This window comes from Nocardioides sp. F233 (assembly GCF_057813895.1).
On sequence record NZ_JBVASH010000003.1, the window covers coordinates 697545 to 724423 of the forward strand.

A 26879-nucleotide genomic window follows, 5' to 3' on the forward strand; every position below is an offset into this window, starting at 1 on the left:
ACGGGCTCAGGCGGAAGGCGCACGCAGATGCCTCTTTAGCGCCGCCAGATCGCCCCGGTCGATGCCGCCGCCCACTGACGGCTCTTCCTCAAGATCCGCGAGCTGCTGGACAGCGGGGTCGTCGAGGATCCCGCCCATGAACCTGAGTTTCTCGGCAAGACGTGACGCAACGACTTCGTCGATCGTGCCCTCAGATGCGAGAACCGTGACGCGAGTCCTGACGTCTTTGCGCAGCCCGAGCCGGTGGATCCGGTCGAGGCTTTGCAGGAAGCGGCCGGCGGCGAAGTCACGGTCCACGTAGACGGCGTCATGGCACTCGTGGTGCAGGCTGATGCCCTCCCCCAGGGTTGCTGGGTTCGACAGCAGGACCATGCAGTTGGGGTCCGTGCGAAAGCGCCGGATCTGGTCGTCGCGATCTGGAGTTCCTCCGTGAACCATCGCGGTGCCAAAAGGTGCGAGTACCCGTTCAAGGGTGTTGAGGCTACGGATAAAAGTCGACCACAAGAGCGTCTTGCGACCAGCGGCCGCGTTCTCCCGAACTATCGAGAGGGTTTCCTGGTACTTCGGCGACATCTCGTATGCAGGTAGGTCCTGCATCAGTTCGTAGAGCGAGGAGCGCTCCGGGACTGGTAGTGGCGGCACCTGGTAGGCGAGCGGTTCGTACTGGGTCGTGCCAACCGCCAGCAACGCGGGGCTGGTCGCGGCCATCAGCATGTAGACGATGATCCGCCCAAGCGCCTGGAAGTCTCCTTCGGACCCGGCAGCCCGTGCTGAGAACTGGCCCACGAGTGCTTCGTAGATCTCGGCGTGCAGGGGCGGCAGCGGCACGACACGCAGCGTGGTGTCTACCGGCGGGAGATCCAGCTCGCCCTTCGTCGTGCGGGTGAACAACGGCCGCAAAGCCTTACTGGCGGCGGAGAGATCGCCGCCGTTAACTGCCCGCAGCACACTTTGGCGTCCAGTGCCGGGCCAGACGAAGCCGAAGAGGTTCTCCAAGTCCCGCACGCCGTTCGGCGCCGGAGTGCCGGTCAGGATCAGACGTCGCCGGCTGCGCGGCCCGAGCGCCAGACAGGCTGCCCCGTAGGTGCCGCTGGCTCCCAGCTTCATCCGGTGCGCCTCATCGAGAATGATCATCGACGGCTTCTCCGTTAGCCACCGGCCGAGTGATGTGACCATGTTGGCGAGTCGCTCGTAGTTCACGATGATGGCTTCCGACGTGCCCGAGGGCACACCGTCGACGACGTCCATGATGAGTGGCCTCCGAAGGCACTCCGCGTTCTCGTACTTCCAGGCGTCGTAGCAAGACTTGGGGCCGACGATGAGGAGTCGCTCTATGCCTTCCTGGTGGCGGAGCGCTTGGAAGACAGCTAGCCCAACGCGCGTCTTGCCCGCGCCGGGGACCGAGAAGTTCGCGCCGTGTCGCAGGGAGAGGAGCTTGGCGATGTCCCGCTTCTGAAACGAAGTGAGATCGCCGGCCCACTCTGGGCCCAGCAATCCGAGGACGGCTTCGGGGTCGACTTCAGTCGGCGTATCGGGCGCATCGAGTCGCGCTGAGACCGTCTGGGCGTCCTGCAGTGCGTCCACGACAAGTGACTGCAGGTGGGGCTCCCACACGACATCGTCGGCGCCAGTGTGGGGCCAGCTGCTTAGAACTTCGAGATGCGTCAGGAGGTCGTCGAGATCAACCTCGATGCTCCCCGCCGTTCGCTGTGTGCTCGTCTGGAACCCGACGGCGAGTCGGCGGAGATCGGCCTCAAGCCCAGGCCGGGCGACCATCCTCGCTCTCGCGACTTCGGCCGACAGCCCGATCGTGAGGCTCGGAGCGCCCTCCGTCATCGCGACCGAACGGCGTCGAGGAGCCAGGCCACACCGTCACCAGGCGTCGGGAAGGCCCGGCCGGCCTGCCGGGCGAGGCTCTCGAGGCTGTCACGCAGCACGATGAGCGCGTCGTCGAACGCCTCCTCGTCGAGTGCGCGCTTGGCCCTCGCCTCCGCGAACTCGTTCGCGCACTGGACCACGTAGTCGGCGGCGTCAGTCAGACGCTCAGGGACAGCCGTCTGTCGCTTCTTCAGCTCGGCGTTCTGACCGGCAAGCTTGACGGCGACGTCGAACGTGTCGCGAGCCTGCTTCATCGTGGCTGAGGCCTGCGCGACCTGCTCCGGCGTCGAGTTGGCACCGTCGGTCGAGACGGCCTTCGCCCGAAGCAGTTGATTGGTCAGCGCTTCGGTGGCCGCGGCGTCGCTGCTCGGGCTGGGAAGCGTCGCTCCAGGAATACCAGGAACCGCGACGGGCGGTGTCGCCGTGACCTTCGGCTTGAGCTCTTCAGGCAGCCGGGTCTCGAGATACCGAGTGTGGAAGTCGGACTCAGCCAGACGCAGGGTGGTCTTTGGGTAATCGAGGAGTACCAGCGCCAGTCGGGAGTGCAACAACCGCTTCGCCGCATCCGGGTCAGTCGTAGCGAGCTTGGTGTAGTCGCGGTGAAGCTCGCGGAGCTTCTCCTGGTGCTGTTCGAAGTCGATGAGCCGGAGGGATGCGCCGGCATCGGTCTTGCTGCGCTCGATTGCATCCAGGATGAGCTTGTAGACCCAGCGGTCGCGCTGGAGCGTCTGGAGCTTGATGTTGAAGTCCTTCGCGACGTCCCCCTCGGAGCGGCCGCGGCCAAGCTCCTCGTCGATCGCGATCAAGCGGTTGATGTAGGAATAGTCGCGACGACGGTCCTTGCGCAACTGCAACGACAGCTCGACGCTGTTGATGTCCTTGCGCGTGGTGTCGTCGGGGAGGACGCCAACCCGGATGTTCTGCACTCCAAGGTCGATGAGCGCGGCCGCGCGGGTGTTCCCATCGACCAGAATGCCGTGCGGGCTGACGATGCCAGGCTCGCGCTGGCCGACGTCGTCGAGCTCGTCCATGAGCGCCGTGTAGTCCGGGTCCGTCTGGTCCGGGTTCGACGGCCGTTGCCGCAGCAGGTCATGGAGATAATCCTGCGCTGCCTGGCCCCACGGGTCCTCGTCGATCGCCTTGTTGCGCTCGGGATCAAGCGTCCGCTGCGCGCGGATCCGGTGCGTGTCAGGGTTGAAGTAGAGCATGTCCACCGGCATCGAGATCACGTAGAGGTGCCGCGGCTCGCCGCGCCAGTCGATGGTGACCTTCGCGCCGTCCTCCGTCATCGCCTGCCTCAGACGCTGGTTGATGACGGCCTGGATCTCCTCCCCCTTGGGAGGGATTCCGAAGTCGGACACTTGTGCTCCTATCGAGTCATTTCCGGGGCGAAGTTCGCGGTAGGCCATCTTGGCAAAGGGCACCGACACTTCGCAGTGGATCAGTAGGGTGGCCGCCGTACGAGGGAGGAGAAGTCACCAGTGGAGCAGCCAGTGTGGGATGACCCGGGGGCCGGCGGGACGATGGTCCGGGGAGCATTGTGGCTCTTGCAGGTTGTCGGCGAGGGCAACACGTTCACGAAGAACCAGCTCCGCGACGCCTTCCCCGGTATCTCGCAAGTGGATCGAAGGATCCGCGACCTGCGCGACTACGGCTGGGTCGTCTATTCGAGCGCTGAGGATGCGTCACTGCTTCGTGAGGACCAGAGGTTCGTCAAGGCGGGCGTGCCGGTCTGGGATCCACAGGCAAGGCGAGCCAACGCCCCCGAGAAGACGATCAGCACGAAGGAACGCCAGGCGGTCCTTGCCCGGGATGGGTACATGTGCACGTTGTGCGGGATTGCCGGCGGAGAGCCGTATCCGGACAACGCGGTAATGACGGCCGTCCTCGCCGTCTCACAGCGTACGGTTTCCGAAGACGGTGGAGTGGTGAAGCAAGTGCTTGTCACCGAGTGCAAGCGGTGCCGGTCGGGCGAAACTCCTCCACCGCTCACCGCCGCCGAAGCGGTGACTGCCGCAGCCGACCTCAGCCCCCGAGAGCTCCGCAGGCTGATGCGATGGATGGAGCGCGGCCGCCGCGGCACGACTGAGCTCGATCGGGCGTGGTCGGCCTACCTGCGCGTGCCTCCGGACGAGCGCAAGCACGTGGCAGAGCGGCTCAGCAGCTTCGAGTAACGGGACGCGACCGTCAGGCCGCATCCTCCTTCACACCGCGCTCGTTCTGCTCTGCCCAGTTCGGCTCAAGAGCATCGCGGATGGCAACACCCATTGCCCGCGCAACCGGCGGCGGGAACGCATTGCCCATCGTCTTGTACGCGTTCGTCTTCCGCAGAACCTCATCGATCTTCCAGGTATCGGGAAAGCCCTGGATTCGCGCGGCCATGCGGACGTTGAGCTTGAACGGCATGTCCTCGGGCCAGTCCGCGCCTGGGGCCACACCGTGGTCGGCAAGTCCAATGCCGTTAACTCCGAGCCGGAGCCACTGGGCACGTGCTCGGGTGGGGCCAAGGTCGGCCCCGCCGTGCTTCTCGGAACCACCAACCAGGGTGGGCCCAATCGTGGTCGCAACCTCGGAGGCCCAGCGCCCTGCTCCCCGCCAGCCATTCGCCGACACCAGATCCTTGAGCGCCTCGCCAACGGTGACGCGTGCATCGGCAGGAGTCACCGGCTCGGGCCACCTGAACCGTTCACGGTCTACGGCTTCCCGGAATGCAACGAGCACGGAGCGCGGCCGCAACTGCGGAACGCCGAAATCCGCCGCGTAGACCATCTTCCAGATCGGATCCTTGTATCCGAGCGCTTCGAGTCGATCGATTGTCTCTTGGCGCCATCCCGCGAACTTGTCGTCCATGAGTCCACGGACGTTCTCGAACATCGCTGCACGAGGGCGGACCTCTTCGACCATGCGGAGCGCGTCCGGCCAAAGGTTGCGGCTGTCGGAGGCGCCTAGCTGCTTGCCTGCTTTGGATGCCGGGGTGCAGGGCACGCCGCCGGCAACGAGGTCGATATCGGCGTCAGCGAACTCGCTGAATTCAACTTCACGGACGTCCTTCTGCTCGACCCGCCAATCGGGCTGGTTGGCGCGAAGGATCTCGCAGGCAGGCTGCCAGTACTCGACCAGAAGCTTGTGCTCGTAGCCAGCTTGCTCGAGACCGAGCGCCTGGCCTCCAGCACCCGCGCAGATCTCGATCGAGGTCAGGGATCGGCTGGTCATGGCCGAAGCCTACGAGGGACGAAGGACATTTCTGGCGCTGCCACGCCGTCGAACACATGTTCTACCTCGGTTGCCGGGATGGTGCGTCTGTCGGGAGCTAGGTGGGCTAGCGTCAGGCCGTGCCGCCAAGACCAGCAGTCGTGCCGCCTGGAGCGATGTGCCAGCCCGATGCGCGCAGGGGTGTTCAGGCCCCGTCGCACGTCATCATCGATCCCTCGCAAGATGCTGAGCTTCAGGAGGTGCATGCATGGCTCGTGGCGCAGCCACTGACGGACCTTCTCCGTACCGCAGCCGATGATGCCGTCAAGTACGTCCTCGACGGCGCTCGGACGTGGCGCTTTGACCTGCTCGACCCGAAGGTCGATTCCGACGAGCGCTCCTCGGTCGGCACCAAACTGCAATACCACGTCATCGAGCAGCTTGGTCTCAAGAAGGTGCCGCCTCTCGATACCGAGATCGCCGGGATCCCCGTTGAGATCAAGGGGACTGTCCGCGACGCGACCGCTCCCTGGATGATTCCGCGCGAGGGGCAATGCCAGGTCACGATCCTGATCAGGATCGACCCCAAGGGCAACAAGTTCGCGGCGTGGCTGATGCGGGCTCACCGCGCGTGGCTCAGCGGCGGAAAGGGAAATCAGGACCTCAAGCGCTCGCCACTCGTCGATGCGTTCAGGGCATATGCGCTCGAGCTGGTGCCGTGGACTGACCTGCCGCCCCAACCGCTCGCCTTGCTCACCCACGACCAGGTCGAAGTGGTGTTCGGCACCGAGGGCCTGCGCAAACGGGCGACGGCTCTCTTTACCTACCTGCCGGGTGTTGTTATTCCTCGATCGTCGCTGGTGACTGTGGGGGCTGGACTCCATGACCCGATGAAGCGGCTGCGTGAGGCCAAGGCAACCTTGCGTCACGAGCACGATCTGATCGTCCTTGTGGGCAAGTGGGTAGATGAACGTCAAGCGGCCCGCGCCTTCGGTCATCAGCTTGGCCCGGAGGACTGGGTTGCGGTCCCTCGTGTTCTCTTCGCGCAGGCGGGCATCGAGGTGCCCCCTCTTCGAATCCAGGAGTGATCGACAATCCATCCTGGCTCACTCCCCCGGTCCAGGTCGGCCGCAGGCCGGGCAGTTGTCCACCTCGTAGGCCGGATGCAGCGCGCACGGATCGTCGGTCGTCACCATTGACTTGATCGCTGCGCCCGGGTGCTTCGAGAGGAGAGCACGGATCTCCTCAGCGTGGTCAGCAATCGGCGCCGGGAAGATCCCCAGAACCTCACCCGTGCCCGACCGGACGATGAATCGTGAGTGCAGCATCAGGCTCTGAACCTTATGCGGGCCGGCGAGCCAGAGGTGCCCGACAAGGCAGCGGGACAGTTCGCCAGACTCCCCGGGCAGCACAGCCCGCGGTAAGCAACGCGATCTTGATCGCGTCCCACGCGAGAAAGAGGACGACGGCGTTCAGCCACCCTGGGGCGCCCGCCTCCGCCGCGCTCGCTGTGATCTTCACCGTCAGCAAGAGCACCGCCGTCAGAGCCATCAGCATGAGCGCGGTGCTCAGCCGTGGGCGCGACGCCCGCACTCGTCGAACAAGTACGTTGGACGGGGCGTAGCGCTGCATCCAGCGGTACACCATGGCAACTGCAGCAACGACGGGGAGAGCGAGCACAAGAATCACGATGGGCCACCTTTCCGAGGGACAGACCTGTCGTACGCGAACGGCTGGCATCATCGCCACCATCGACAGAGCACCTGTGGAGAACTCGTGAGTTCTCAGACCTGTGGGACCGAAATGGTTCGGGAATTCGCCTCGGCCCCGAGTGCCTGCCGGTCGACACCCGAGACGGCGAGGACCTCCCTCAACGCGACCTGCGCCCTACGACGGTCCGCCCGCTGAGCCTCGTTCCTCGCTCCGCCGCCAACTGGGAGATCGGAGATGATCTTGTAGCGATCGCGGTAAGCGGCCACCGTCACCGCCTTGTCAAGCCAGGCTCCGTCAAAGCCTTCGCCGACCTGACGCGGCCTGAGTCGCCGGGCCCACGATTCACCGGAGGCGACCGCGCCCTCGGCAAGGGCACGAGCGCGCGACTCGATCAGTTCCTTGCGTTGCTCTATCGCCTGTCGGTCCTCGGCTGACATCGGGCCGAGCGGCTCAGGGATCAGCCCGGCGATCAGTCGTGGACGGAGCCGACAGCCGCGCGGCGGAGTCGCTGCGAGCTTGTCGACTCGGTAGCGGAGCACCGCGGCGATGTCGTCGGCGTCCTCGAGACCATGTCGACCAACGACTCGAGGCAGAAGACGCTCGAGATCGTGGTGGTATGCCTCGGCGCGTCGTAGTACCGCCGCGAGCGGGCCGAAGGCCGTCGACTCGACGACCGCGGCATGCTGCTCGTCGGTCAACCCGGAACGGCTGAGCAGGTCGTTGAAGCGGTCGTGCTGAGCTTCAGCGGCGATCGTCTCGAGTTCGGCCGCGAGGCGGTCGATGCCGCCGTGAAGTTCGTACTCGGCCTCAATGGTCTGCGTGGCCGAGAGGTCGGCGCCGCTGTGCTGGAGGACGCCGTACAGGACTGTTCTGGCCGTCACGTCATCCGCCTCCGGCGCGGAGTGGCTGTCATCGGGCTGGTCGAGGGCGACGTACGCGATGTTGGCCTCGCGGCCGCGGGTCATGGAGACGTAGAGGTTCTCCCGGGTCGTGGATGCAGTGACGACGACGTGCGCCGTGTCGACGGTGACTCCTTGAGCGCGATGCGCGGTGACGGCGTAACCGAGGTCGACGTGCTCGGCGACGTACTCCGGCGGCAGGACCGTTCGCCCACCGCGGCCGTCGAGGCGCTTGACGAGGAGTGAGCCGTCACGCCGGATGTCTGTGACGAGCCAGCGGTCGCCGTTCTTCACCCACCCGCTACGCATCGTCCTGATCCGGCGGTCGTTCTGGCGCGTGATCACGATGTCGCCCATCGAGGCTCGGCAGCCGTCAACCAGGTTGACCTCGCGGTGGTCGACCGCACCGTCCAGGAGCAGGCGCTCGGCCCGGGCGCGTTCGTTGAGCGCGCGGACATCACGCGCCGACTCGGTCACGAGGATGCTCGCGCGACCGGCGGCACAGTCGGCGCGCCAGGCCACGTACGCCGCGTCGACCATCTCCTCGGTGAGGCCCTCCCGGATCCGCTTGGCGCGACCGTACGTCGAGATGATCTGGACGTCACCACGGCTCAGCGCGAGCGAGGCCTCCTTCTCCCACTCGTTGGCGAACCGGTGGATCTCATTCAGCGCCGGCGCGTCCGCACGTCGGTCGACGAGGAGCGCGAAGGCTCCGCCGGCGTCGACGGACTGGAGCTGATGTGGGTCGCCCACCAGCAGGATCTTGGCGCACGCACCGGCGGCGATCATGGTCAGCCGATCGAGCGTCACCGTGTCGGCCAGAGTCGCCTCGTCGACGATCACCAACTGACCGCGCCGCAGTTCGGTGCGCCCGTGGTCGTACTCGTGGAGCCACTTCGAGGTGTTCTCGCAGGCGACACCGAGGTCGTCGGCCAGCGCCTGGGCCGCCGCGGCGGACGGGGCCAGACCGACGACACTCCCCCGCCCGTGCTCGATGATCCAGGCCGTGCGGAGCGCCCTCATAGTCGTGGTCTTGCCAGCCCCAGCCGGTCCGACCAAGAGGTCGACCTGTCGCCCTGAGCGACAGATGCTCTCCACTGCACGCCACTGCTGAACAGTCAGCGAGACCTTGCCACGGCCACCTGCTCGTCCGGCCCCGACGCACACCGTTGGCGCGGTCACCTTCTCGGCGCGTGCCAACAACCGCCCCTCGGCCTCGAGCACTGCGATCGAGGAGTACTTCTCGCCATGCCGCGGCCGGAACCGGCTCGAGCCGTCCTCGCGCTGGAACCGGGCCGGGCTGAGAGCGAGCTCCGGCGGCGTCAGCACCACGGAGCGTGCCTGCACTGCGTCCACGATGAGGCCGAGGACGGCCTCGCGGTCCTCGGTTGTCGCGAACCTCAGATCCGTCGTCTGCTTCGCTGCCTCGGCCATCAGGTTCCAATGCGTCCACACAGCCCGCTTCACAGAGACGGCCGCGACCACCTCGGCGCCGATCGCCTCGATCGCAGCCAGCGGCACGTCCTCCGCTGTCAGTAAGTCGCCGTGTCGGCCGATCACCGACTGCGACCACCCGGTGGGCTCGGTCCCCAACCGCTCCGCGGCGCGTTGCCGCCATCCCACGGTGAGATCGGCCAGCGACCGGACCTCCTTCGCCGGGCGCGTGGCGAGCGTGGCTTGGGCCCGGAGTTCGACGATCGTCCTCGCCGAGGGCCTCCGGCCGTGGCGGGCGACGTACTCCGCGATGAGCTCGTCCTTCTTGAGCTCGATCTCGCGGGTGCGGCTGGAGAACTCGGTGATCAGGTCGTCAGTGACACCGGCGATCTCACATCGGGGATTCCGGTCGGGTCCGCGCTGCCGCAGCTCCCACTCGATGCCGAGGTCGCGCGACAGCCGGTCCGCCAGGAGTGCGTCGTAGTGCGCAGACAAGCCGGTGCGCGAGGCGAAGACCGGGCGTCCGTCGAGGCTTCGCCAGCGGCCGTCCATGACGGTGAGGACCTTGTTGGCGACGACGACGTGGGTGTGGAGCTGCGGGTCCCCGGCGCGGGAGTCGAAGTGGTCGTAGGCAACGGCCGCGACACCCGCCACGTCGACCTGTGCGACGGCGCCGTCAGCGTCGGAGATGCCCGCACGGGTAGCGGCGACCTCTCGTTCGAACAGCGCGATGACGTCTGCGACCGCCGCGTGATGGGCGGCGACGATCCGCTCCTGAGTGACGGCGTCGGCGACACCCCAGAGCACGGAGACCGACTTCGGGACGCTGAAGGTGAGGTCGAACCCAGCCACCGCTCGCCGCATCCCGGCCGCGGTCTCCTCGGCCTCGATCCGCGTCGTCTCCGCGGCGCAGTCCTCCTGAGTCATCTCCGGATCGAGAGCGGCGACGCGCTCGTCGATCCGGTCCGAGAGCCGCTTGTACGACGGATACGCCCGGCCGAGCTGCGCTCCCGTGATGGGGTCGCGGCCCATTCCGACGAGCAGAGCGAGTTGCTCCTCGCTCACCTGCATGCCTGGGCGGAGCTGGCCGGCGCCGAATGCGCCGACACCGGACCCGAGCCAGCGGCCGGGCGGCGTACCCACCTCGGAGTAGTAGCGGGTCAGCGGCGTCGACAGGACGCGGTTGCCGTCGCCGGCCGCGACGCTGCGCAGGAGGTACTGGTAGCCGCTGCCCGCGGACACCCGGCGCATCGAGACCGTCACGGCCGTTTCCGTCCCACAGCGCTCAGGTGCGCCTCCTTCTCCACAACCCCCTCGATCTGCACACCGTGTGAAGGCAAGGAGGCGGTAGCTGAGGAGGGGTGGAAGCGGGAGGGATGCGAGGTGCGGAGTGGCGATGGGCAGGTGGGGGACGAGGTGAGCGAGACGGCTGAAGGAGCGACGGGGAACGACGAAGACGGAGAGCGGAAGCGGGACGACGGGCTTGGGTAGAGACGAGCACCTGACCGTGAAGCGACCCGAGCAAAGTCGTCGGGTCCGGATCCGCAAATCAGGCTTAAGATGAGGCTCAGACGATGCACGCACCGCCCGTGGGACGTCGTCGCGCCTCATCGCCGTAGGGCGAGAGGAAGCAAGAAATCCCATGAAGAATCGACTCGGGTTGACCTTCCTGGCGACCGGCACACTTCTGTTGGCCGCGGTGTCGGCGTGTGCCGACAACGACGCGGATCCTCAGCCGACGACGCCAGCCACGTCGTCCCCGACGGAGTCGGCGGAGCCGACGACCAGCCCTTCGCCGACGTCTCCGAACGACGCCGCGACCGCGAATGCGACGGCTGCGATGACCGACTACTACTCCGTCCTCGACGGGCTGCGGGCCGACCCCTCCAGCGATCTCAAGGAACTCGAGACCGTCGCGATCGGCACACAGCTCAACGCGGTGCAGACCCTCGTACAGCGGCAGCGCGATCAGGGCCAGCGTCAGACAGGCACCACGGCCATCAGCGAGCTGAAGGTCCAGTCGGTCACCCTCGACAACTCCGACCCGGACGCCGGCAAGGTGCCCACGGTCGTCATCGACGTCTGCTGGGACGTCACCAAGGTCGACGTGCTCGACAAGAGCGGCAAGTCGATCGTCTCCCCCAACCGCCCGGACACCGGGTGGACGCGTTACACCGTCGCGAACTACGAGTACGCCGCCGACCCCACCGGCGGCTGGCGCGTGGCGACGGGCCAGGACCTCAAGCAGACGCCATGCGCGGCCTCCTGATTCGCCTCCTGCTGACTGCCCTCGCGACCGCCAGCCTCACTGCCCTTGCGTCCGGAACGTCGTACGCCGACGGCACGGTCTGCGGCCAGACCGACCCGGCGACGGGCGAATGCCTGATCTGGATCCACGTTCCGGGCAATCCCGGCACACCTGGGACGCCGGGCGAGGACGGACCAGAGGACACCGGCAGCGGCGCAGCCTGCTACTGGGACGGCACCAGCCAGGGCATCTCGAAGCCACCGCCTGGGCCGGTCCCCTGCACGAAGAACGGCGCCTACTGGTCGAACGCCTACCACTGCTACATCTCGCTGGTCGAACCACAGCCGCCCGCGGGCGACCCGTCGTGGCAGGGCCATGAGCCCGGCGACGGCGCCGTCTACTACTGCGACCAGCCGCAGACCGGGCTGCTCATCACGATCTGGACGCAGGATCCGCCGCCGAACTCCGGCACCGGACCGACACCGAGAGAGGTCGCCCAGATCGCGATCGAGAATATGCACCTCAGGGCGATCGACATCGGCATCGCTCCCGAGCCCGGTCCCGACAGCATCGGCCTCGTCGGCATGCCCGTGTGGATGTGGGCCAAGGCGCCGAGCAGCCAGACCTTCGGCCCGATCACCGAGAGCGCGTCAGCGGGCGGCATCACGATCACCGCGACGGCGAAGGTCCTGCACATCACCTGGGACATGGGCGACGGAACCGAGGTCGTCTGCGACACGGCGGGCACGCCGTACAAGCCGGAGTTCGGGCGGAAGGACTCCCCCGACTGCGGCCACACCTACAAGAAGTCGAGCGCGGGCCAGACCGATGACGCCTACACCGTCACCGCGACCTCGAGTTGGGTCATCACCTGGTCGGGCGCGGGCCAGACCGGGACGATCCGCCTCGACGGCCTCAACCGCTCGACCCAGATCCGGATCGGCGAAGCGCAGGTGCTCGTGAACTGACGAGCACCTGCGCGGGGAGGGACGAAGTGACCACGACTGCCCGAGAGGACCGGAAGCCCGGCCCCCACCGCACCGCGCCCGACGCCGGCCCGCCGGTCACTCCCCCGCCCAAGCTCCGCAGGCGGCCCGGACTGGTGGTCGCCGCCGTCGTCGTCACCGCCCTCGGCTGCCTGCTCGGCGCCTGGGCATGGAACGCGACGACCAGCACCGAGGAGGTCCTCGCTGCGACGAAGACGATCCATCGAGGCGAGGTCATCACCGCCGACGACATCCGGCGCATCCGGATCAGCGGCGACCCGGCTCTGGAGCCACTCCCTGCTTCGGCGTACGACGAGATCGTCGGCCAGCGCGCCGCGCTCGACATCTCTGCCGGCGGGCTGATCACGACCGAGTCGACGACCGATGCGCCGATGCCACCGGAGGGCCGGTCGATCGTCGGCATCTCGCTGACCCCGGCCCAGGTCCCAGCGCTCCCCATGCACGGCGGTGACAAGGTCCGCATCATCGTCACCCCTGCTGCCAACGGCGATGCCCCGACCGGCGCGCCACAGTTCACGGCCGCCGAGGTCGTCGACACAGCGATCGACGAGACCACTGGCAACACGGTCGTCAACGTCCTGGTGCCGTACGCCGACGCGAGCGTCCTCGCGGCACGCGCTGCGACCGGCAACGTCGCGCTGATTCTCGACTCGGGAGCCCAGTGATGGCGATCGTGTGCCTGACATCGGCCTCCGGTTCGCCCGGCGTCACCACCACCGCAGTGGGCATGGCGTTCAGTTGGCCACGGCCCGTCATTCTCCTCGAGGCCGACCCGACCGGCGGATCCGGCGTCCTCGCCGGATTTCTCCGCGGCACGACGCCGTACGACGCCGGGTTGATCGAGCTCGCCCTCTCACCCCTGGGCGCGGCGGACGCGCTGCGGGACGTCGTACGACCGTTGAGCCCGAACGTGTCGCTGGTCGCCGGCATCCGGTCGCACGCGCAAGCGACGGCGCTGCGTGACGTCTGGGAGCCGTTGGCGGCCGCACTCCGCGATCTGGATGACAACGGCCAGGACGTCATCGTCGACGCCGGGAGGCTCGGCCTCATGGGCTCGCCGACCCCGTTGTTGGACGCCGCCGACGCGGCTCTCCTGGTCACCAGAGCCACTCTGCCGGCGATCTCGGCGGCTCGTTCGTGGGCGGAGACGGTCCGGCAGCCCGCCACCGGATGGCGTCACCCCGGCTTGCTTCTCGTCGCCGAGGGCCAGCCCTACCGGGCCTCCGAGGTCGCCAAGGTTCTCGGCATGCCCGTCGTCGCGGACCTGCCGGACGATCCGGCCGCCGCGGCCGTGTATCACCGTGGCGCGTCGCCTCCGAAGCACTTCGAGACGGGCTCGTATGTCCGTGCGCTCCAGGCTGCGGTCCAGTCCGTCCAGGCGCACATCGTCCGGGGTCGGTTCGCGCTCGTCGAGGAGGCGCGGCCATGACCGAGACATACCGCTTCGCGAACGAGTACGGCGACTTGACGCGCCTGCCGCTCTTCAGCCAGACGTCCAACGGGGTCCCCCGCGAGGTGCCGAGCAGTCTCGACGCGACCGTTGCGTCACCGCCCCCGGCCACCTCCGATGTCGACTGGGCGCTCGTCTCGACACTGCGTGCCCAGGCCTCCGAGCAGCTCAGCCAAGCCGTGCAGTCCGGCCGCGGCCGTCTTGACAAGGAGGCACAGCAGGAGCTGGGCCGCTCGATCGTGCTGGACCTGATCGAGTCTGCGATGGCGGAGGATGTCGACGCCGGCCTCGGTTCGTGGAGTCCCGAGAAGCAGCAGGCGACCGCCCAGGCCGTGTTCGACTCCCTCTTCCGCCTCGGCCGCCTCCAGCCGTTGGTGGATGACGACCGGATCGAGAACATCGTCATCGTCGGTCACGACAACGTGCAGCTCGAGCTGATCGACGGGACGCTCGTTCCCGGACCGTCGGTGGCCGACTCCGATCAGGAGTTGATCGACTTCCTGGTCTTCCTTGCTTCGCGCAGCGAGGTCAATGCGCGATCGTTCTCCGAGGCGCAACCGAGCCTCCACATGAGACTGGACGGCGGCTCTCGGCTGGCGGCTGTGGCGTGGGTGACCACGCGACCGTCCGTCGTGATCCGTCGGCACCGGCTGATGCGGGTGACGCTGGACGACCTCGTCAAGCGCGACATGATGACGCCCGTCGTCGCCTCGTTCCTGAGGGCCGCGGTGCGGGCTCGGTGCTCGATCGTGGTCGCTGGGGCGCAGGGGGCCGGGAAGACCACGCTGGTCCGTGCCCTCTGCGCCGAGATCGACGAGCTCGAGGCGATCGGCACCTTCGAGACCGAGTACGAGCTGCACCTCCACGAACTCGGCCGGCACAAGGTGGTCATTCCCTGGGAGGCCCGGCCCGGATCGGGTGAACGTGGGCCCGACGGGCGCCAGTCGGGTGAGTTCACGCTCGACGAGGCACTCGTCGACTCCTTCCGCTTCAACCTCTCGCGGCAGATCGTCGGCGAGGTCCGCGGCAAGGAGATCTGGGCGATGATCAAGGCGATGGAGTCCGGCACGGGGTCCATCTCCACCACTCACGCGGCCGACGCAGTGGCCGCCGTGCGCAAGCTCGTGACCTGCGCGATGGAGGCGGGTCCACACGTCACGCAGGGTCTCGCGACCAGCAAGCTCGCGGCGACCGTCGACTTGATCGTCCAGTTGAGCCTGGAGACCAAGGTCGTGCCGGGCGGGGCTCAGCGGACGAGGCGGGTCGCGGAGGTCATCGCGCTGGCCCCGGGCGAGAAGGAGCCCGGCTACGCGACCACGCACGTGTTCCGCGCCGATGCCACAGGCGTCGCAGTCCCCGACGTCCTCCCTGACGAGTACCGACGGCTCGCGCAGCACGGCTTCGACCTCCCGGCGTATCTCGCGAGTCAACCGTTGGGAGCCCGGACATGACCGCGATCCTTCCGGCACTCGCGGGTGGACTCGTCGCCTTGGGGCTCCTCGGGGTGGTCGTCGCCTTGCGCCCGACCGCGGTGCCGCCGCGGGAGCCCACGGCAGCCAGTCGGCGCCGCGCCCTGAACCGGCGAACCCGAGTCCTGGTTCTTGCCGGTGGCGCGCTCGGCCTCGTCGGATGGCTCATCACGGGCTGGATCCTGGCGCTCGTCATCGCGCCGGTCGCCGTCATCGGGCTGCCCACGCTGCTCAGCGCGCCGCCGGCCGCAACGCAGATCGCACGTCTCGAGGCGATGGAGGAATGGACGCGTTCGCTCTCCGGAGTCCTCACCGTCGGCATCGGCCTGGAGCAAGCACTGGTCGCCACTCTGCGGTCGACGCCCGCGCCCATCGCGGATGAGGTCCACCGACTGGTGACCCGGTTGCGGGCACGGTGGGACACCGAGAAGGCGCTGCGCGCGTTCGCCGACGAACTCGACGACGCGACCGGCGACCTGATCGCGGCCAACCTGATCCTGGGCGCGCGTCGACGCGGAGCCGGGCTGGCGAGTGTGCTGGAAGGGCTCGCCGAGTCGGTCGGTGCTGACGTGCGTGCTCGGCGCCAGGTCGAGGCAGACCGGGCCAAGCCGCGAGCCACCGCGCGGTGGGTCACGTTGATCAGCGCCAGCGTGCTCGTCGTACTCGCACTGTCGGGGACGTACGTCGAGCCGTACCGCACGCCGGTGGGCCAGGTGCTTCTCGTGCTTCTCCTTTCGGCGTACGTCGCCACCCTGATCTGGATGCGGCGCATGGCCGCAGGCAAGCCTCTCCCCCGGTTCCTGGCGACCCGCGCGGTCGCGGAGGCGTCGCGATGATCACCGGGCTGCAGTTGGCGATCCTTGCCGGAGGTCTCGTCGGCCTTGGCATCGTGCTTCTCGTCGCCCGACTTCTGCCCGCGGAGCCCGACCTCGCGGATGCGCTCGAGCGGGTGTCCTCGTCGCGTCCGCGTTCAACCGCGTCCGATTCCGCGCGGTCGAGTGAGGAGCGGCTCGGCCTGTGGGGCCTGCGTGTCCTGCCGCCCGGGCTCTGGGTTCGTACGCCGACTCGCGAGCTCGCGCTGCTGCGGATCCCGGTCGCGCAGTTCTACGGGGAGAAGTTGATGTTCGCCGGGCTCGGCCTCGTCATCCCGCCGGTGCTCGTCGGGCTCTTCAACGCGTTCGGGCTGAGCATCCCGTTCCAGCTCCCGGCGGTCGCATCGCTCGCGCTGGCCGCCGTCATGTTCTTCATCCCGAACTACAACGCCCTCGACGATGCCAAGAAGGCACGGACCGAGTTCGCCCGAGCGCTCGGCGCCCACATCGACCTCGTGGCGTTGGAGCGGAACAACGGCATAGGCCACCGGCAGGCGATGGAGGCTGCGGCTGAGGTCGGCGACTCGTGGGTGTTCAAGCGGCTGTCCGAGGAGCTCACCCGGTCGCGGTGGTCGGGACTGCCGCCCTGGGACGCGCTGCACACCTTGGCAGAGGAGCTCGGGCTGCCCGAGTTGGACGACTTCGCCGACATCATGCGCCTCTCGGGCGAGGAAGGAGCCGGCGTGTACGCGACCCTGCGCGCCCGCTCCGCCGCCATGCGCACGGCGATGCTCAACGACGAACTCGCCCAGGCCAACGCCGTCGGCGAGCGCATGTCGATGCCCGGCTCACTGCTGGGCGTGATCTTCATGGCGCTTCTCGTCGCGCCCTCGTTGCTTCGCATGTTCACGAACTCGTGACACGGAAGGACACATCCACAGGGAGGAAGCCCCATGTTGAAGGTTCTGGTCCTGCTGCAGATCGCAGCACTCAGCAAGTACGACGACCTGCGAGCATCCCGCCGCGGTGAACGCGGGTCGGTGACGATGGAGCACGTCCTCTGGGCCGTCGCCGTCATCGGCATCGTCGGCATCGTGGTCCTCGCGGTCACGAACTATGTCACCTCAGAAGCGGGCAAGATCAAGTAGCCGCCGCCGGCGACGCGGCGAACGGGGCTCGGTCTCGATCGAGCTCGTTGTGCTGCTGCCCGCACTGTTCGCGGTCATGTTCCTCGGGATGCAGGCAGCGCTCTACTACCACGCGAAGACGGTCGCCATCGCGGCAGCTCAGCAGGGCGCCAGAGCCGCTGGAGCCGAGCAGGGCCGGGAGTCCGACGGGATCGGCGCCGCCAACGACTTCCTCGCGGAAGCCGGTGGCGATGACGTCATCACCGCGACCTCGACGCGCGCGGACCGGACCGCCACCACCGCCACGGTGACGGTCAGCGGCTTCTCGCTGAGCGTCATTCCGGGGTGGAAGGTCCGCATCACGCAGAGCGCGAGCGTGCCGGTTGAGCAGGTGACGGCGCCATGATCCGCCGGGACGAACGCGGTTCAGCTGCGATCGAGGCGGCGATCGGCGTGCCCACCTTCGCGCTCTTCGTCGGCCTGGTCATCTTCGGGGGCCGTACGGCGACCACTCATCAGGCGCTTCAGTCCGCCGCCGCTGATGCCGCTCGGACAGCCTCACTCGCGCGCAACGCGGACGTCGCCCGAGCGGATGCACGCGCGGCAGCGACTTTGAGCATCACCAATCAGAAGATCGGGTGCTCGGCAATCGATGTCGCGGTCGACACGAGCGACTTCGGCAAGCAGCCTGGCGTTCCTGGCTCGGTGAACGTCACTGTTTCTTGCCGACTCGACCTGTCCGATCTCGCCGTTCCGGGAGTCCCCGGATCCCGCGTCATGCGCGCGACGATGTCCAGCCCGATCGACACCTGGCGGGAACGATGAGCCGCCGGGACGAGCGCGGCTCCATCACCGTGTGGCTGGCCCTGTCCAGCTTCGTGATGATCTTCCTCGTCGGACTGGCGGTCGACCTCGGAGGCCAGGTCCACGCGCACGAGCGGGCCCGCGACGTCGCCGCGCAGGCCGCACGGGCCGGTGGCGAGGAGGTCGAAGGAAGCTCCGCCATCCAAGGCCACGACCTCGCGATCTCCCCCGCCGCGGCGCGTGCCGCCGCCCAGCGCTACCTCGACGCGGCCGGCGTCGCCGGAACGGTCGCCATCAATGACGGCACGACGATCACCGTGACCGTCACGGGCTCTTACGACCCGCAGTTCCTCGGTCTCATCGGCATCAACCGCCTCGACGTCACCGGCACCGCGACCGCGCGACTCGTCCGCACCCTCGGAGGTAGCGAGCAATGAACAACACCGACTCACGGCTGCGCGGCCTCCTGGCCACCCTCACGCTCGTCGCCTTCGTGGTCGGGGTGCCCGTCGTGCTCATCTCCATCGACGCGCTTCCCGACCCGAGCGCGTTCACGTGGTCGAGCCTGACGGCTCAGGACGACGGCACGCTCGCCCTCCAGGTCATCACCGCGGTCTGCTGGATCGCGTGGGCCGTCTTCACGTGCCAACTCCTCGCGTCGATCGTGTCCCAGGCTCGCGGTATCCGTACGCCGCGCCTCCCAGGTCTCGCGGTTCCCCAGCTGGCCGCCGACCGCTTGGTCGCGGCCGCGGCGCTGCTGTTCGTCGCCGTCCCAACGGTCAGCGCCGTGTTGCCCCAGCCTCGGGCGCAAGCTGCAGTCGCCGCGCCGTTGCCGGACGAGCCGCACTTAGCAGTTGCCCTGGACGCGCCCGCAGAGCCGATAGCAGAAGAGCACGTGCAGACCGTGCAGCTGCAGACCGAGCGCTACACGGTTAAGCGCGGCGACAGCCTCTGGAAGATCGCCGAAGAGCGACTCGGCGACGGCACGCGGTACGTCGAGCTCGTTGCCCTCAACCAGGCCGTCCTGGGCGGGCGTCCCGACTTCCTCCTGCCGGGGACCGTGCTCATGGTCCCCGTCGCCGACGACTCTTCGGACGGCTCGTACGTCGTCGAGCCCGGTGACACCCTCTCCGAGATCGCCGAGGACCAACTGGGCGATGCCGACGCGTACCGGTCGATCTTCAGAGCATCGCGCGGGACTGTTCAGTCGAACGGCGCGCACCTCTCCGACCCGGATCTCATCCTCCCCGGCTGGAAGCTCACGATCCCTGGACAGTCGGATCCGGTCGAGCCTCAGGAGCCGAAGCACGTTCAGGAGCCGCCTCGGCAGGACGCGACTCCACCTACCGACGGAGCTACTCCGCCCGCTCCCGAAGCAGCCGAACCCGCACCTGAGCAGGCTTCCCCCGACTCTGCCGAGGACGAGATCACCCCGGCCTGGCTGCTCCCGGGACTGGCCGGCGCTGGGGCACTCCTGGCCGGGTCGCTCTGGCTGGTGCTGCGACAACACCGGCGAACCCAGCTCCGCTATCGCCGACCCGGAAGGATCATCGCCCCACCGCCGGACGAGCTGCTCGCGGTCGAGAAGTCCGTGCAGGTGTCGGGATCCGTCACCGCCCATCCGATCGAGGAGCTCGATGCGGCCCTCCGGGTCCTGGCCCCTGCACCTCGCCTGCTGTCCGTCCGGCTCTCTTCCAGCCGGATCGTGCTGACGCTCGCGGAGCTGGCTGAGCTTCCTAAGCCATGGACCGGAGAAGGCGCTGCGTGGCACATCCCTGTCGAGGCGGTCCCGACCCCGCCCCCGGACGCGCTGTCGCCGTACCCGATGCTGGTCAGCGTCGGTCAGGCAGACGACGGAGCGCTGGTTCTGCTCAATCTCGAGGAGCTTCGTGCGCTGGCAGTGACCGGGGACAGCGATCGCAGCGCGGCGCTGGCTCGCCATCTCATGGCGGAGTTGGTCGTCAATCCTTGGGCCTCTCCCGTGCACATCGAGGCGCTGGGAATCGGCGGCGAGCTGGCCTCGATCAATCGCGACTTCGTCCGCGTCCACGAACCCGGAGATGACGCGTTCCTTCGCGCTCTGGCCGACGACCTCGCGACCGCTAGCCCGATCGGAGAGCCGGATGAGTTCCACGCCGCGGTCATCGCAGGCGGCGACAGCGGTCCGGACCTGACGCACTTGGCCGGGGCCCTCGTTGGCTTCCCGGGACGCGCTGGCCTGGCTCTGGTCAGCGTCGGAGGAGAACCGTGCCCGCCGTTCGTCGACGTCCACCTGAGCGCCGAGGGCCGTCTGCGGATCCCTTCTCTTGACCTGGATCTCGCTTCCGCGGGGCTGACTGCCGCGGAGGCGGTGGCGTGTGCCGCGCTGGTCGATCTCACCATGGAGGCCGACGTGGTGCCGGTCCCCCGTGCCGCCGACGAACGGACCGTGACGGATAGCGCAGGTGCGCTCGTCGACGAACTGACGGAACCGCGCCCAGAAGGCCAGCAGGCGGGCGCATCGTCACTTCTGCCGCTCGACACCCACGTGTATGCCGACCGCGCAGCGACGACTGTCGATGACGTCGAGACTCTCGCCCCCAACGCGTCTCCGGAAGCCGCAGCGGCCATTCATGCCTCCGATCCGGACCTGGACGAGGACCTCGCCCGATGGGATTCCCCGGTTCCCGTCGCGCCGAAGGTCACCCTGCTGGGACCGGTCACGGTCAGGACCCTGGGTGACGCGACGGCCACGGCCCACCGACGGCCCTACTACGTCGAGTTCCTCGCCTACCTCGCGCTCCACCCGAACGGCGTCACCGCGGAGAAGCTCGCAGAGGACCTCTGCATCCGTCCTCAGAAGGCGCGGTCCGACCTGAGCATCATCCGGAAGTGGCTCGGACAGAGCCGGGCGGGCAAGCCGTTCCTCCCCCGCGCGCAGCAGACCCACCAGGACGGCGTGCCGGCGACCTATGCCCTCGACGGGGTTCTCTGCGATCTCGACCTGTTCAGGCGCCTCCGTGCCCGCGGCCAGAGCCGCGGCGCCGAGGGGATCGCAGACCTCGTCGCGGCACTGCACCTCGTCAGCGGCGAGCCGTTCACCGACCTGCGCAAGGACGGGTGGGGATGGCTTCTCGAGGGCGACCGACTCGACCACATCATGACCGCCGCGATCGTCGACGTCGGGCACATCGTGATCACCCACGCGCTGACGGTCGGCGATCTCGACCTGGCCGACTTCGCGTCCAGCGTCACACTCGCAGCATCGCCCTACGACGAGGTCGCCACGCTGGACCGCGTTGCAGTCGACCGCGCCCTGGGGGACCTTGAGGGAGCCGAAGCACGGCTGCGGGGCGGCGTCTCCAACCGAAGTGACGACGACTACGGGCCGATCGAGATTCCGCCCCGCACGTCCGGGATCATGAGGCAGAAGCAGTCGTCTGCCAGCCGTCGTACTGGCTAGGAACGACTCATGGCACGGGAGTCCCTGTCGCAGTCGCCAACTAGCGTGCTCACGTGGCCACGTTCAGCAAGAAGGTGCTCCGGCTCTTGCCGGAGGAACTGACTAATACGATCCTCCGCGACATTGACGCACTCTTCGAGGACAACGGCATTCCCCTTGGCCCACCACAGCCACTCGACAACGACTCGAGCGAGCGTCGAGAGCGCACACGCCGCTACCTCGCATCGCTCGACCTCGGGAACCCGTCGCACACGGCGAGGTTGACCGGCGTCTACAGCGATACGTTGCAACGCATCGCCACGAGACGGAGCGACCCCGACTTCGAGCCCGCGTACCTCGACAGATGGGTGCGCACGCTCCGTGCGGAAGGCTTCGAAGTGGACGAGACCACATTCGCCGTCACCGACCCGAATGGGCCGACAGTTGCCTTCACCGCCGAAGCGCTCGCAGCGCTCACGGACGCTGGAGTGATCCACGACCACCTCGCCCGGCTCGGTGATGCTGTCGACAGCGATCCACGGCTTGCCGTGAGCACCGCCAAGGCGCTCATCGAGTCGACGGCCAAGTTGGTTCTCACCAAGCGCGGGAAGACGTACTCGAAGGCCGCGAAGGTACCTGCCCTCGTGACGGCAGCCCAGGAGTCGCTCGGGCTCGCGGCGAAGGCTGTCAGCGACGAAAACTCATCACTTCGCCAGGTTCTTCAATCGCTCGTGACCCTCGCCCAGGGCGTCACTGAGATTCGCAATCAAGTCGGCGTCGATCACGGAGCCGAGAGCGTGCCGACATGGGTCCGACCCCGGCATGCCCGGCTCGTGGTCGGGGCGGCTCAGGTCTGGTGCCAACTCATGCTCGAGACACTCGCCGATCCAACCGCACCCTGGCGCTCGATCGACGATTCGATCGCGACCGATTAGTTGAGGCGCCAGCCACCGTTGTTCGGCGACCGAACGGACTGATCCGGCCGTCCGATGTGCCCTGCTACGCGAGACTTCGCACGTGCGGATCGCGACGTGGAACCTCGAAGGCAAGTGGACGCCACGGCACCACTGGCTGGTCAGGTCGTTGCAAGCGGACCTGCTCCTGCTGGCGGAGGTTGTCGAGTCGGTCAACGTCTCTGGGCTCAGTATTCACTTCACCGAAGCCGAAATGCAGCCAGGGCGTCGCTGGGCTGCCGTCGCTGCGAACGCGCGGCTTCGGCCACTGCCTGATCCGCACGGCGCCACGGCTCTCGCGGAGGTCGACGGCCTTCGGATTGCCTCATCGATCCTGCCCTGGCGAAACAGCGGTGGCGCTCCGCCGTGGACCGGCGAGGACCAAGGCTCGCGAACGACTGCCGCCGTCGCGGCCATCGAGACGGCCGCGCCCATCGTCTGGGGTGGCGACTGGAATCACGAGCTGACCGGTCGCCTGTACGCGGGAAGCAGGGACGGCCGGATGTCGATCCTCGGGGCACTCGACCGTCTGGGCCTCAGCGCTCCGACAGAGGCCTCGCCCCACCGCGTGGCCGCCGCCCACAGCATCAACCACGTCGCCGTTCCCGCCTTCTGGGCTGTCGCATCGGTCGAGCGTGTGAGCGCGATCGTCGACGGGGTGGAGCTGTCGGATCACGACGCGTACGTCGTTGAGATCGAATGACTGGGGCGCAGGCCACGTGTCCCGTTTAGCGCCACGGCCCGTCGTTCCAGATGTTGATGTCGCTCCGTGCGGGCCGCAACGCGGATCGCGGCAGCCACGCCTGCCGCACGCCCTCCCGCAGACTCCCGTTGTCGATCCAGATCACCCAGGCGAACCATTGGCCACGCTCGCAGCGCCAGTCGAGGATCAACCCAGGGGCGGGGCGGCGGGTAGTTCCGACGATCGAATCGAACCAGCAGTGCCGCCAACGCCTGGGCTGCGGCCAGGCATCGTTTTCGGCGGATTCGCGGACACGGCTCCATCTTGACCCACGTTCGCACATATGTTCGACTCAGCGGTGTGGCGACGACTGGGGAACAGCAGTACATGGCGGGCTACAACTCCGGCCGGACAATCGCACTCACGACCGGCTCGGCCGACGCCGGCCGACACTGGCTGGCAGAGCACCCCGGAGCCGACAGCGCGTACGCCGCCGGGTTTGAGTGGGCACTTTGGGACTACGAAGATGCCAACGGATTGGGCCACGAATGGAGTTCCAACACGGCGATGGGGTGACCGTGAGGACCGTGTCAACGGGTTGATCGCAACGACTTAGGGATACCTCCTGACCTGCGCAAAGGCAGGTATCCCCCTCTCGAATCTGAGCAGGTATCCCGAATTCGTGGATACCTGGCGTCGCATCGTCGGGGGCATGTTCGACCCCAACAACCCGGTCCCGACGTGGTCGGTGTCGACGATGCAGCGAGTCGCTGACGAGCCGACGCTCGCGGCCGCGGCGCTGCGCTATGCCAACCTCGGCATCCCGGTCTTCCCGTGCGTCCCAGGCGGCAAGCAGCCGCTCACGCCCAATGGCTTCCACGACGCGACCTCCGTCGGCCGCGTCGTCCACGCCTGGTGGCAACGCACCCCCGACGCGAACATCGGCCTACCCACAGGCGCAACGACCGGCGTCCTCGTCGTCGATGTCGACGTCCATCCCGGCGCGAGCGGGTTCGACGCCTTCGAACGAGCGCTCAGCCAGGGGTTCGCAAACGACTGGGCGTGGCTGGTGCGAACGCCCTCGGGCGGGCTCCACGCCTACTACCCGAACGTCCGCGGCCAGGAGCAGCGCAGCTGGCAGGTCCCCGCAGCGCACATTGACTTCCGCGGCGACGGCGGCTACGTCATCGCTCCCCCGTCGCGTGTCACAGTCGAGGGCGCCCAGCGCTCGTACGACGTCATCGCCGTCGCCACGCACCGGGTGAAGCCCGTCGATGCGCTGGCGCTCCGCCGGTTCCTGGAGCCACCGCGACCGGCGCGGACTCCCCCGCCGCCCGGCATGCCGACCAAGGGATGCCGCCCCGAGGCCCTGGCGCGAACCGTCGCGCTCACGCCGGAGGGCGGCCGCAACCGCACCCTCTTCTGGGCGTCGTGCCGGATGGTCGAGAACGGGCTGAGCCACGCGGAAGTCATGGGCTGGCTCGGGCCGGCAGCACAGTACGCCGGGCTCCCGGATCGCGAGATCGAGACCACCGTCGACTCCGCCTTCCGCATTGCCTCCCGGCTCGGCCCGGGGAGCCGCCCGGGCCCTACCCCAGCGAGTGAAGGGATCCACCTGTGAACACGCACGCCGAGTACCGCCGCCACAGCTATCGGCCGCCGGAGCACCCCAGGCCTGCCGAGGCTGTCGAACCCACCGCCAGCGAGCTCGCACGGCACCGTGATCCGTCACTCGGGCCCGAACAGCCGGCACGCGAGCAGACGCAGAAGCGGATGGCGTGGGTGCGCCCCACCGAGCTGGGCTCCTACCTCAGCCCGATGGTCGGCCGAGGGATCGATCTCCAGACGGAGCTCGTTCGACGAGCGCGCCGTACCCCGGCCACGACCACTCGCACGCTCCGCCACCCAGGACCAGACCGATCGGCGACGCCCACCGTGAGCCAGGAAGGACTGGGACTGTGAACGCGTCGTTCGCCACCGCTGAAGGACTCCGCGCACTTCTTCAGCGCCTCCACGACCGAGAGAGCGTCGGCTACCTGGCCTGGCGGCAGGACGCCGAGGCGGAGCGCCTGATGGAGTTCACGATCCGCAAGTACCGAGCCCTCGCGCGCACTCACAATTGCGAGCCAGAGGACTCGGCGTACGCCGCCTTCGAGGCCATGCGCATGCGTGCCGTGAGGTGCGCGGACGACCCGTGGGCCGTCATCACTCGTGCCGTCCAGGTCAGCTTGATCGCTGAGGAGCGCGCGGCCGGGCTGCTCTGCTCGACGGCCCAGGCGCGCAGACGGGAGGTCATGCGTCACCACGACGCGCGCCGCTTCGGCGAGGACGAGACGGGGTTCCTGGAACTTCTGGCTGGGAGCAGGGGGCCGTCGCCGGTGGACCCGACGCCGTCGGCGCCGCGGTTGAAGCCCGGGGAGGCAGCGCCGACGACAGCGTTCCAGGCGCTCAACCTCGTGATCAGCATGTTCGTCGCCCTCGGCTGGCCGAGCAGCAGCGCGACCTGCACGCTCGACTACATCGCCACACGGCTGATGGAGGCCGGCGACCGCCACGTCGCCCACGCCTACCTTCGGCGTGACCTGGCCGGCCGCGTGGCCCTCGACCTGGACCGCGACTCCTGGGCCACCGTGCTGCGGATCGTGCTCGGCAACCCGGACAAGGCCGCCGCGGCGACTCGGGCCGGCGTCGGCGTACTCGCCATGCTGGTCTGCGACTGGAAGGTCGTCGACCTGCTCGCCGACGACGGGCTCGTCGTGGAGATCCGCGACTCCGCCCCGAAGGTCGCCAGGAGGATCGATGTCTGACAAGGGACACATCGAGCTCGAGCGACAGATCGATTCGATCACCGTCGGCGTACGCCACCGCAAGGACCCGGGCGACCTCAACGCGCTGATGAAGTCGATCGAGGAGGTCGGCCTGCTCCAGCCAGTCACCATCACCCCCGATGGCGTCCTGATCTGCGGCTGGCGCCGGCTCGAAGCGCTGCGCCGGCTCGGGCGGCGCACCTTGAACGTGTGGGTCCGGTCAGGCATCTCCGACCAGCTCTCGCACCTGCTCGCCCAGCAGGACGAGAACGAGCAGCGCAAGCCTCTTTCGCCGGTGGAGACCGCGCGGCTGTACGCCGAGATCAAGACGCTCGAGCAGGAGGATGCCCAACGCCGCATGGCCGCCACGCAGTTCGGCGGGGCCGGGCGCGATGGCGGAGCCTCCGGCCCCGAGGACTCCTCGGGGCCGAGCGGCGACTCCCGCTCGCGGGCGTCAATGATGATCACCGGCAAGCAATCGTTCCAACGGCTTGAGCAGATCAACTGGATTGAGGCCGTAGCGGAAGACGAATCCCACAGCGAGTCCATCCGCGAATTCGCGTCCAACATGCTGAGCGAGATCGAGGGTGGCGCACCGGTCGCTCCGGCGTACAAGCGTGTGAAGGCCGCCGTCGAACTGGCGAGCCAGCCGCCTTCCCCGTCCCAGGAGGAGCAGGACGAGGTCGCCCGGCTCGCCGCCGAGGCGCTCAAGCGCGTCCAGGAGGAAGAGAACGCCCAGCGCCTCCGCGCTCTGCGGAGCAAGGCCAAGCGCGCACCGAAGCACCACAGTCCGCGGTCGTTCGTGCTGATGTGGTCCGAGCTCGAGGGGTGGACCGCGCTGTACGACGTCGCGGAGCTTGCGGCTGCTCTCAAGGACGACGACTGGGCGCGCTTCGAGCGCGTCGTCGCCGAGACCGTCGAGCTGCGTGACCAGCTCCGTGAGGCACGTACGGCGCCCGCGTCGGCCTGATCGGCGTACCTCC

General features: G+C 68.1%; 23 protein-coding genes. 19 read left to right on the plus strand and 4 right to left on the minus strand.

Features of this window, described 5'->3' with window-relative positions; all coding sequences use genetic code 11:
• Positions 1-6: 6 nt before the first annotated feature.
• On the minus strand, positions 7-1836 hold the full coding sequence (locus tag ACZYRU_RS14740; protein ID WP_488957843.1) for a DEAD/DEAH box helicase: 1830 nt from the start codon (positions 1834-1836) through the stop codon (positions 7-9).
• A complete protein-coding gene (locus ACZYRU_RS14745) occupies positions 1833-3239 on the minus strand; it encodes a hypothetical protein (RefSeq protein WP_488957844.1) in 1407 nt (468 codons plus the stop codon). Before ACZYRU_RS14745 ends, ACZYRU_RS14740 begins: the two co-directional genes overlap by 4 nt.
• Before the next feature lie 120 nt (positions 3240-3359).
• Between ACZYRU_RS14745 and ACZYRU_RS14750 the strand changes: the two genes are divergently transcribed.
• Positions 3360-4052 (plus strand): hypothetical protein, encoded by a 693-nt coding sequence (locus ACZYRU_RS14750; protein WP_488957845.1) that lies wholly within the window; start codon positions 3360-3362, stop codon positions 4050-4052.
• A 13-nt stretch (positions 4053-4065) separates the two neighbouring features.
• Here ACZYRU_RS14750 and ACZYRU_RS14755 read toward each other — a convergent pair whose 3' ends face one another.
• On the minus strand, positions 4066-5091 hold the full coding sequence (locus ACZYRU_RS14755; RefSeq protein ID WP_488957846.1) for a DNA cytosine methyltransferase: 1026 nt from the start codon (positions 5089-5091) through the stop codon (positions 4066-4068).
• 155 nt (positions 5092-5246) lie between these two features.
• On the opposite strand from ACZYRU_RS14755, the gene ACZYRU_RS14760 reads away from it, so the two are divergent.
• Positions 5247-6158: a NaeI family type II restriction endonuclease gene (locus tag ACZYRU_RS14760; RefSeq protein ID WP_488957847.1), complete on the plus strand. Its 912-nt coding sequence runs from the start codon at positions 5247-5249 to the stop codon at positions 6156-6158.
• Between the two features lie 696 nt (positions 6159-6854).
• On the opposite strand, the gene mobF is transcribed toward ACZYRU_RS14760, so the two are convergent.
• Complete coding sequence (gene mobF, locus ACZYRU_RS14765; protein WP_488957848.1) at positions 6855-10367, minus strand: MobF family relaxase; 3513 nt, start codon at positions 10365-10367, stop codon at positions 6855-6857.
• A gap of 589 nt (positions 10368-10956) precedes the next feature.
• Here mobF and ACZYRU_RS14770 point away from each other — a divergent pair.
• The 17 genes from ACZYRU_RS14770 (at position 10957) to ACZYRU_RS14850 (ending at position 26866) form a co-directional block, all read left to right on the plus strand.
• A complete protein-coding gene (locus ACZYRU_RS14770) occupies positions 10957-11385 on the plus strand; it encodes a hypothetical protein (protein WP_488957849.1) in 429 nt (142 codons plus the stop codon).
• Positions 11370-12332, plus strand: coding sequence for a hypothetical protein (locus ACZYRU_RS14775; RefSeq protein WP_488957850.1), 963 nt, complete (start codon positions 11370-11372; stop codon positions 12330-12332). Before ACZYRU_RS14770 ends, ACZYRU_RS14775 begins: the two co-directional genes overlap by 16 nt.
• Before the next feature lie 26 nt (positions 12333-12358).
• Complete coding sequence (locus tag ACZYRU_RS14780) at positions 12359-13036, plus strand: SAF domain-containing protein (RefSeq protein ID WP_488957851.1); 678 nt, start codon at positions 12359-12361, stop codon at positions 13034-13036.
• Entirely contained in the window at positions 13036-13800 is a 765-nt protein-coding gene (locus ACZYRU_RS14785; RefSeq protein ID WP_488957852.1) for a CpaE/TadZ family protein, read from the plus strand. The genes ACZYRU_RS14780 and ACZYRU_RS14785 overlap by 1 nt, the downstream gene beginning before the upstream one ends.
• Complete coding sequence (locus ACZYRU_RS14790; protein ID WP_488957853.1) at positions 13797-15272, plus strand: TadA family conjugal transfer-associated ATPase; 1476 nt, start codon at positions 13797-13799, stop codon at positions 15270-15272. The genes ACZYRU_RS14785 and ACZYRU_RS14790 overlap by 4 nt, the downstream gene beginning before the upstream one ends.
• On the plus strand, positions 15269-16126 hold the full coding sequence (locus ACZYRU_RS14795) for a type II secretion system F family protein (RefSeq protein ID WP_488957854.1): 858 nt from the start codon (positions 15269-15271) through the stop codon (positions 16124-16126). The genes ACZYRU_RS14790 and ACZYRU_RS14795 overlap by 4 nt, the downstream gene beginning before the upstream one ends.
• The gene (locus tag ACZYRU_RS14800) at positions 16123-17022 is read left to right on the plus strand and encodes a type II secretion system F family protein (protein ID WP_488957855.1); all 900 of its coding nucleotides are present in this window, start codon (positions 16123-16125) and stop codon (positions 17020-17022) included. Before ACZYRU_RS14795 ends, ACZYRU_RS14800 begins: the two co-directional genes overlap by 4 nt.
• Positions 17023-17055: 33 nt before the next feature.
• Entirely contained in the window at positions 17056-17250 is a 195-nt protein-coding gene (locus tag ACZYRU_RS14805) for a hypothetical protein (RefSeq protein WP_030485704.1), read from the plus strand.
• Positions 17219-17635, plus strand: a complete 417-nt coding sequence (locus ACZYRU_RS14810) for a TadE/TadG family type IV pilus assembly protein (RefSeq protein ID WP_488957856.1) — start codon at positions 17219-17221, stop codon at positions 17633-17635. Before ACZYRU_RS14805 ends, ACZYRU_RS14810 begins: the two co-directional genes overlap by 32 nt.
• Positions 17632-18054 carry a TadE/TadG family type IV pilus assembly protein gene (locus tag ACZYRU_RS14815; protein ID WP_488957857.1) on the plus strand — a complete coding sequence of 141 codons (423 nt, stop codon included), beginning with the start codon at positions 17632-17634 and terminating at the stop codon, positions 18052-18054. Before ACZYRU_RS14810 ends, ACZYRU_RS14815 begins: the two co-directional genes overlap by 4 nt.
• A complete protein-coding gene (locus ACZYRU_RS14820; RefSeq protein ID WP_488957858.1) occupies positions 18051-18470 on the plus strand; it encodes a TadE/TadG family type IV pilus assembly protein in 420 nt (139 codons plus the stop codon). The genes ACZYRU_RS14815 and ACZYRU_RS14820 overlap by 4 nt, the downstream gene beginning before the upstream one ends.
• On the plus strand, positions 18467-21475 hold the full coding sequence (locus tag ACZYRU_RS14825) for an AfsR/SARP family transcriptional regulator (protein ID WP_488957859.1): 3009 nt from the start codon (positions 18467-18469) through the stop codon (positions 21473-21475). Before ACZYRU_RS14820 ends, ACZYRU_RS14825 begins: the two co-directional genes overlap by 4 nt.
• Positions 21476-21528: 53 nt before the next feature.
• Positions 21529-22389, plus strand: a complete 861-nt coding sequence (locus tag ACZYRU_RS14830; RefSeq protein ID WP_488957860.1) for an abortive infection family protein — start codon at positions 21529-21531, stop codon at positions 22387-22389.
• Between the two features lie 82 nt (positions 22390-22471).
• Complete coding sequence (locus tag ACZYRU_RS14835) at positions 22472-23110, plus strand: hypothetical protein (protein ID WP_488957861.1); 639 nt, start codon at positions 22472-22474, stop codon at positions 23108-23110.
• A gap of 691 nt (positions 23111-23801) precedes the next feature.
• The gene (locus ACZYRU_RS14840; protein ID WP_488957862.1) at positions 23802-24710 is read left to right on the plus strand and encodes a bifunctional DNA primase/polymerase; all 909 of its coding nucleotides are present in this window, start codon (positions 23802-23804) and stop codon (positions 24708-24710) included.
• 337 nt (positions 24711-25047) lie between these two features.
• Positions 25048-25896, plus strand: a complete 849-nt coding sequence (locus ACZYRU_RS14845; RefSeq protein WP_488957863.1) for a serine/arginine repetitive matrix protein 2 — start codon at positions 25048-25050, stop codon at positions 25894-25896.
• Complete coding sequence (locus ACZYRU_RS14850; RefSeq protein WP_488957864.1) at positions 25889-26866, plus strand: ParB N-terminal domain-containing protein; 978 nt, start codon at positions 25889-25891, stop codon at positions 26864-26866. Before ACZYRU_RS14845 ends, ACZYRU_RS14850 begins: the two co-directional genes overlap by 8 nt.
• The last annotated feature ends 13 nt before the right edge of the window (positions 26867-26879 follow it).

Bases quoted from the DNA above. Each gene is read 5' to 3' on its own strand.
- ACZYRU_RS14795 (WP_488957854.1), top strand. From the start codon at position 15,269: ATGACCGCGATCCTTCCGGCACTCGCGGGTGGACTCGTCGCCTTGGGG.
- ACZYRU_RS14850 (WP_488957864.1), top strand. From the start codon at position 25,889: ATGTCTGACAAGGGACACATCGAGCTCGAGCGACAGATCGATTCGATC.
- ACZYRU_RS14790 (WP_488957853.1), top strand. From the start codon at position 13,797: ATGACCGAGACATACCGCTTCGCGAACGAGTACGGCGACTTGACGCGC.
- mobF (WP_488957848.1), bottom strand. From the start codon at position 10,367: ATGCGCCGGGTGTCCGCGGGCAGCGGCTACCAGTACCTCCTGCGCAGC.
- ACZYRU_RS14840 (WP_488957862.1), top strand. From the start codon at position 23,802: ATGTTCGACCCCAACAACCCGGTCCCGACGTGGTCGGTGTCGACGATG.
- ACZYRU_RS14760 (WP_488957847.1), top strand. From the start codon at position 5,247: ATGTGCCAGCCCGATGCGCGCAGGGGTGTTCAGGCCCCGTCGCACGTC.
- ACZYRU_RS14740 (WP_488957843.1), bottom strand. From the start codon at position 1,836: ATGACGGAGGGCGCTCCGAGCCTCACGATCGGGCTGTCGGCCGAAGTC.
- ACZYRU_RS14805 (WP_030485704.1), top strand. From the start codon at position 17,056: ATGTTGAAGGTTCTGGTCCTGCTGCAGATCGCAGCACTCAGCAAGTAC.
- ACZYRU_RS14770 (WP_488957849.1), top strand. From the start codon at position 10,957: ATGACCGACTACTACTCCGTCCTCGACGGGCTGCGGGCCGACCCCTCC.
- ACZYRU_RS14810 (WP_488957856.1), top strand. From the start codon at position 17,219: ATGTCACCTCAGAAGCGGGCAAGATCAAGTAGCCGCCGCCGGCGACGC.
- ACZYRU_RS14785 (WP_488957852.1), top strand. From the start codon at position 13,036: ATGGCGATCGTGTGCCTGACATCGGCCTCCGGTTCGCCCGGCGTCACC.
- ACZYRU_RS14800 (WP_488957855.1), top strand. From the start codon at position 16,123: ATGATCACCGGGCTGCAGTTGGCGATCCTTGCCGGAGGTCTCGTCGGC.
- ACZYRU_RS14775 (WP_488957850.1), top strand. From the start codon at position 11,370: ATGCGCGGCCTCCTGATTCGCCTCCTGCTGACTGCCCTCGCGACCGCC.
- ACZYRU_RS14755 (WP_488957846.1), bottom strand. From the start codon at position 5,091: ATGACCAGCCGATCCCTGACCTCGATCGAGATCTGCGCGGGTGCTGGA.
- ACZYRU_RS14815 (WP_488957857.1), top strand. From the start codon at position 17,632: ATGATCCGCCGGGACGAACGCGGTTCAGCTGCGATCGAGGCGGCGATC.
- ACZYRU_RS14825 (WP_488957859.1), top strand. From the start codon at position 18,467: ATGAACAACACCGACTCACGGCTGCGCGGCCTCCTGGCCACCCTCACG.
- ACZYRU_RS14820 (WP_488957858.1), top strand. From the start codon at position 18,051: ATGAGCCGCCGGGACGAGCGCGGCTCCATCACCGTGTGGCTGGCCCTG.